This window comes from Corallococcus sp. AB049A (assembly GCF_003668885.1).
Classification (GTDB): Bacteria; Myxococcota; Myxococcia; order Myxococcales; family Myxococcaceae; genus Corallococcus; species Corallococcus interemptor.
This window is the reverse complement of sequence record NZ_RAWL01000497.1, coordinates 1-5887: the sequence shown is the minus strand read 5'-3', so window position 1 is coordinate 5887 and position 5887 is coordinate 1. Positions and strand designations below refer to the sequence as shown.

At 72.0% G+C, this 5887-nt stretch carries 5 protein-coding genes; 3 read left to right on the top strand and 2 right to left on the bottom strand.

The features are described 5' to 3' along the window. The coding region (locus D7X55_RS34460) for an annexin (protein WP_147470324.1) at positions 1–3336 on the top strand (3336 nt) is incomplete at its 5' end. A 12-nt stretch (positions 3337–3348) separates the two neighbouring features. Next, entirely contained in the window at positions 3349–3957 is a 609-nt protein-coding gene (locus tag D7X55_RS34455) for a hypothetical protein (RefSeq protein WP_121725267.1), read from the top strand. Between the two features lie 32 nt (positions 3958–3989). Here the strand turns inward: D7X55_RS34455 and D7X55_RS34450 are convergent, their stop codons facing one another. Further along, positions 3990–4862: an NAD-dependent epimerase/dehydratase family protein gene (locus D7X55_RS34450; protein WP_121725266.1), complete on the bottom strand. Its 873-nt coding sequence runs from the start codon at positions 4860–4862 to the stop codon at positions 3990–3992. A 90-nt stretch (positions 4863–4952) separates the two neighbouring features. On the opposite strand from D7X55_RS34450, the gene D7X55_RS34445 reads away from it, so the two are divergent. Further along, positions 4953–5438 (top strand): Mpo1-like protein, encoded by a 486-nt coding sequence (locus D7X55_RS34445; RefSeq protein ID WP_120547782.1) that lies wholly within the window; start codon positions 4953–4955, stop codon positions 5436–5438. An 11-nt stretch (positions 5439–5449) separates the two neighbouring features. Here the strand turns inward: D7X55_RS34445 and D7X55_RS34440 are convergent. Further along, positions 5450–5887, bottom strand: a 438-nt coding sequence (locus D7X55_RS34440) for an EamA family transporter (RefSeq protein WP_147470323.1), incomplete at its 5' end; no start/stop codon positions are given.

Here is a 5887-nt window from a genome sequence, read left to right as displayed (position 1 = left end):
GAGTACACCCAGGCCCAGGCGGACAAGGACGCCAGCGCCCTGCGTGAGGCCATGGACGGCGGCATGACCGGGTGGGGCACCGACGAGGACAAGCTCTTCCGGACGCTCGAGGGCAAGACGCCCGCGCAGATCGCGATGATCCGCCAGAGCTACCAGGACCACTACGGCAAGAACCTGGACGCCAAGATCCGCGACGAGCTGGGCGGCTCCGACCTGCAGCGCGCGGAAGGCCTGCTCCAGGGCAACGGCGCGAAGAGCGACGCGGTCAACCTCCAGTCCGAGATGGACAGCGTCTTCGGCTCCAACGAGGACATGCTGAAGATCCTGGAGAAGCGCTCCCCCGCGGAGCGCCACGCCATCGCGCAGCAGTACGCGGACATGAACGGCGGCGTGCCGGCGGGCCAGAAGCCCGAGGACGTGCTGCTCGCCCGCCTGGGCCGCGAGATGGACGGCGCGCAGCTGGACCGCGCGCGGAGCATGCTCGGCGCGGGTCAGGCGTCCACGCCCGCGGAGGCCAACGCGCTGGAGACGCGCGCGCTCAAGGCCGGCCTGGAAGAGGACATGGCCGGCTGGGGCACCGACGAGGGCCGCATCTTCGAGCGCCTGGAGAAGGCCACGCCCGAGCAGCGCGCCGTGCTCGCCCAGGACGAGGGGCTCAAGGCGAAGCTCAAGGACGAGCTGTCCACCGAGGAGTACGACCGCGCCATCGGCCTGATGCAGGGCAACTCCGCCCAGGCGGACGCGGCCCGGCTGCGCGAGGCCATGGGCGGCTTCTTCGGCGCGGACGAGAGCGGCGTGCGCGACATCCTCCAGGGCAAGCAGCCGGACGAGGTCAACGCCATCAAGGCCGAGTACCAGCGCCAGACGGGCCAGTCGCTGGACACCCAGGTGCGGGGCTGGAGCGGCGGCGACCGCGACGTCACGCTGCGCATGCTCAACCCGCCCGCCGCCAACGACGCGGCGGGGCAGGCGGAGGCCTCCGCGGAGCGGCTGTTCCTGGCCATGGACGGCATGGGCACGGACGAGGACGCCATCCGCGCCGAGCTGGGCGGCAAGTCCAAGGCGCAGCTGGACGACATCGCCGCCGCGTACCAGGACAAGTACGGCAAGGACCTGCGCGCGGAGCTGGACGGCGAGCTGGACGGCCGCGACGAGCTGGAGCTGCTCAAGCAGGACTACGACCTGGGCGCCATCGACCCCAACGACCCCAACGCCGCGCGGGAGCGCGTGCGGCGGCTGCGCGAGGTCCAGCAGAACGAGTCCGGCTTCGGCGTGAACCTGCTGGACGGCATCCAGCACCTCACCAAGGGCGAGTCCGACAACGACATCCTCAACCGCAACCTGGGCCGCGCGGACCAGGCCATCGCCACGGGGGACACCCAGCGCGCGAACACGCTGACGGGCTACGCCACGGACGACCTGAAGGCGCTCCAGGCCTCCAAGGACTCGCTGGCGGAGACCACGGCCACCGTGGCCGTCGTCGCCGCGACCACCGTCGCCGTCGTCGCCACGGGCGGCGCGGCCACGCCGCTGGCCATCGCCGGTTACGCGACGGTGGGCGCCACCACGCGCGCGGTGACGTACGCCGCCATCCAGGGTGACGCCGCCGGAGCGCAGGACCTGAGCCGCCAGGCGCTCATCGGCGCGGTGGAGGGCGGCACGGCCGTGATTCCCATTGGCAAGGGCGCCACCGCCGTCACGGGCGGCACGCGCGCCGCGGCCACCACGGCCACGGAGGCCGCGGCCCGCACGGCCTTGCGCGAGACCACCGAGGGCACCGTGCGCACCGCCATCAAGCAGGGCGTGAAGGAAGGCGCCTTCGGCGGCGCGGCCGGTGGCGCCGTGGACGCGGCCACCCAGAGCGAGACGTGGAAGGACGGCGCGCTCACGGGCCTGGGCCGCGTGGGCACCCGCGCGGTGACGGACGGCACCGTGGGCGCGGTGACGGGCGGCGTGGTGAGCGGCGGCCTGGCCAAGGGCGGGGAGCTGCTCCGCCCGCGTGAAATCCCCGTGCTGCGCAACCCCGACCTGCCGGGCAGCACCACCAAGGTGCGCTACGACAACGGCCAGGTGCGCATCGAGGCGGGGCCCACCGCCTCCGCCGCGGACATCGCCGCGCACCAGGAGACGGCCCGCCTGCTCCAGAAGTACGAGGGGCCCACCGGGCAGATCCGCCAGCTCAAGGACCGCGTCCAGCAGGCCCTCACCAAGACGCCGGGCTACGGCACGCAGGGCTTCGAGTCCAAGCTGGAGGTGCAGAAGCTCAAGAACATCCTGGGCGGCCTGGAGGCGGCGCAGAAGCGCATCGACGACAGCATCGCCAGCATGAGCGGCAAGCCCACCGCGGCCACCGTCGCCGAGCGCGCGGCGCTCCAGCGCGACATCGCCAACGTGGAGTTCCAGATCGACTTCCACGCGAAGCGGCTGGACTCGCTGGCGCCGGGCTCGGGCTCCGTGGCCATGCACGGCACGCCCACCACCACGACGCCGGACTGGCCGGGCGTGGGCGACTCCGTGAACACGCAGCTCGCGGTGTCGCCGCCGGCGAAGGGGCCCATGTCGCCCGCGGAGCACGCCGCCATCAACGACGTGCGGGCGCCCACGGAGACGAAGGCGCAATTCAAGGCCCGCCAGGCGGAAGGGCACCGCGCGTACGCGGAGCGCACCTACGACCCCACGACGCGGACCCAGGCCCAGCTCAACCGGGACCTGGACCCGAGCCCCTTCACCCAGGTGGATCCGTCCACCGGGAACAAGGTGCCCGTGGAGACGCAGCAGTACGCCAAGGCCCGGGCGCAGATCGCCGAGCAGGAGATGCTGCGCCGGGCCATCGTCCGCGAGCAGCAGCTGACCGAGGCCTTCCCCAACGGCCCCACGCTCGACGTGGCCGCCAACGACGTGGCCCACGGCTCGGCCCACAACGCGCACACCCTGGACCGGCACGGCGCCCAGCTGCCCTACACCTCCGCGGGCCAGCCGCCGGGGACGCGCACCATCGAGAGCCGCGTCACCACCGGCGACGGCTGGGGCAGCGTGGAGACGAACTCGTTCCAGTGGAACAGCGATGCGCAGATGGACGCGACCATCAACCAGTACGTCAAGGACAACTGGTCCAGCATCAAGGACAAGCTGATGATGCAGGGCTACGCCGACGAGCTGAACATCCCGGCGCCGCCCGGGACGACGGTGGGCCGGGGCTTCACCCAGGTGAAGGACCCGGTGACGGGCGCGGTGAGGGCGGCTCCGGCCAACGCGACCACCTACAACATCAAGCTGCGACTGGTCGACGGCGTGCCGCCCCAAGTGGTGGTATTGACCGCGTTCCCTGGTCCCTGAGGCGAACTCCCGATGACTACCCTCGAACAGCTCAAGGCGCGCATGGAGGACCTCAAGAGCGCGCCCCCGCTGGAGAAGGCGCGCACCTTCCTCAAGGCCTACTGCGCGAACAACTCTACCCTGCAGGAGGTGGAGGACCAGGTCCGGCACGCGCTGGGCTTCAACACCATTCCCCTCATGACGGGGCTCGATGGGCTGGAGGCCGTCCTCGCCGACAAGAAGGTGCCGGGCGCGGCGCTCGTGACGCTGGCGCGTGAGGACGCGAAGCGCCAGGAGCTGCCCGCCACGCCGGACGCCGCCCGGAACTACCTGGGCCAGGTGGTGGCCCTGTTGCGCAAGTACCTGCCGGAGCAGCCCGAACCGGAAGGCGCCGCCGGCTTCGGCATCGACGACGTCTACAACCTGCGCGACCCGGCCGGGAAGCTGGAGCGGCTGCGCTGCACCGACATGATTGGCGTGGGGAGCGAGAGCTTCGCGGTGCTCGTGCCGGAGCACGCCAGCGAGGACAAGGGCCCCTTCACCGTGTACCGCTACCAGGCGGTGCCCGGGCAGCCCTTCAAGTACGACCGCGTGACGGACGCGGCCGTCGTCGCGAAGGTGCTCAAGGCGTCCCGGAGCTGACCCGCGGGGACACCATGCCCCTGCCGCTGCCTTTAGCGGCGCGCGTAGGAGCCGGTGCGCAGCTCGTCGAGGAAGGCCGGCCCCTTGGGCGCCCAGCCCAGCAGCTTCTGCGCCTTCTCCGACGTGAAGCGCTGATCCAACGCCAGCGCGTCCGCGAACGGACCGAACTGCTTGCGGGCCTCCTCCAGGGGCCACGCCACCGTCTTGCCGGGCACGCCCGCGGCCTCGCTCGCGGCCTGGGCGGCGTCCTTCACCTTCACGCCCGGGCCCTGGGTGGCGATGAAGACGCTGCCCGCGGGCGCCTTCTCCACGGCGCGCACGTAGAGGTCCGCCAGGTCGTCCACGAAGACCACCGCCCAGTGGTTCTCCCCCGTGCCCACGTAGCGCACGGCGCCCCCGTCCTTCACGGACGCGCCGAGCATCGCGGGGATGCCGGTGCCCTGCCCGTAGACGACGCCCGGACGCAGGACGATGCCGCGCACGCCCGGCGTGCTCAGCGCGCGCTGCTCGACGGCGGGACGCCACGCGACGATGGGCGTCGAGTTCAGCGGCGAGTCCTCGTGGGCCACGCCCTGCGTGTGGCCGTGCACCCAGACGCCGCTCGTGTAGAGGAACGTCTTGTTCGTGCCCTGGAGCGCGTCCAGCACCGCCGCCACGGCCGGGCCGTCCACGTCCTTGTCATTGGACGTCGCGGTCCAGATGACCGCGTCCACGTCCTTCACCGCGGCGGCCAGCCCCGCCGGGTCCTTCAGGTCGCCCCGCACCACCTGGACGCCCCTGGCGGCCAGCTTGCCCCGAGCCTCGTCCGACCGCGCCAGCCCCGCCACCGTGTGTCCCGCGCGCTTGAGCGCGTCCACGACCGCCGCACCGATGTAGCCCGTCGCGCCCGTCACCAGGATTCTCATGGTCCACCCCTTCTTTGGGTTTCAGGTTCGCGCCCCTGGATGCACCAGGGCCCTCCGGGTTTCACACCGCCTGGAGTACGGTGGGGGCCCATGAGCTTCGCCGACAAGATGCGCGCCTGGATGCCCCTGCATGAGAACGGCGTCAGCCGCGCCGCCCACTTCATGGGGGCCTACCTCTTCACGTTCGCCCTGCTGGTGCCGCTGTGCTGGGTGCGCATCCCCGGCACGCCGCTGACCGCCGCGCACCTGCTGGTGGCCGCGGTGGCCGTGTACGCCCTGACGCTGGAGTGGACCGCGGGCCTGCTCATGGCCGTGCCGCTGGTGCCCACGCTGTTCGCCGCGGAAGGAGTGGCCCGGCTCCCCACGGGGACGGCCGCGGGCATTGCCGTAAGCGTGATGGTGTTCCGCTTCGCGATGGTGGTGGGCGCGCACGTCCTCTTCGAGAAGAAGACCCACGGCCTGTCCCTGGGCGGCCCCCTGCTCTTCTTCATCGAACCCGTGTACCTGCTCACCCTGGCGCTCTTCGCGCTGGGCCTCAAGCAGGACCTGCGCTCGCGCGTGGCCGCCAGCGCCTGAGGCGCCCGCCCTCAGGGGGCCCGGGCATTCACCATGGCGATGCCCGCCAGGATGACGCCGATGGCCAGCAGCATGGGCAGCGTCAGGTGCTCGTTGAAGAAGAGCAGCCCGGACACCACCCCCGTCGCGGAGACGACGTAGCCGAACTGGCTGAAGTACACCGGGTCCGCGACGCGCTGGAAGTGGAAGTACACGCGGTAGCCCAGGCTGGTGAAGACGCACTGGGCCAGGATGACCGTCCAGCCCGCCATGCCGGGACGGGTCAGCCCCCCGTTCGCCACGAGCAGCGGCAGGAGCGCGAGCGCACCGCCCAGCAGCATGCCTCCCGCGAGGAGGCTGGCGGGCGCGCCCTTCGGCATGCGCAGCTTCCGGTACACGTTGCCCGCCGCGATGCTGATGGGCGTGCAGAGCGCCAGGGCCAGCCACCAAGCGGAGCCGGAGCCCCCCGC

Coding starts and splice junctions, on each gene's coding strand:
- D7X55_RS34450 (WP_121725266.1), bottom strand. CDS start 4,862: ATGAGAATCCTGGTGACGGGCGCGACGGGCTACATCGGTGCGGCGGTC.
- D7X55_RS34455 (WP_121725267.1), top strand. CDS start 3,349: ATGACTACCCTCGAACAGCTCAAGGCGCGCATGGAGGACCTCAAGAGC.
- D7X55_RS34445 (WP_120547782.1), top strand. CDS start 4,953: ATGAGCTTCGCCGACAAGATGCGCGCCTGGATGCCCCTGCATGAGAAC.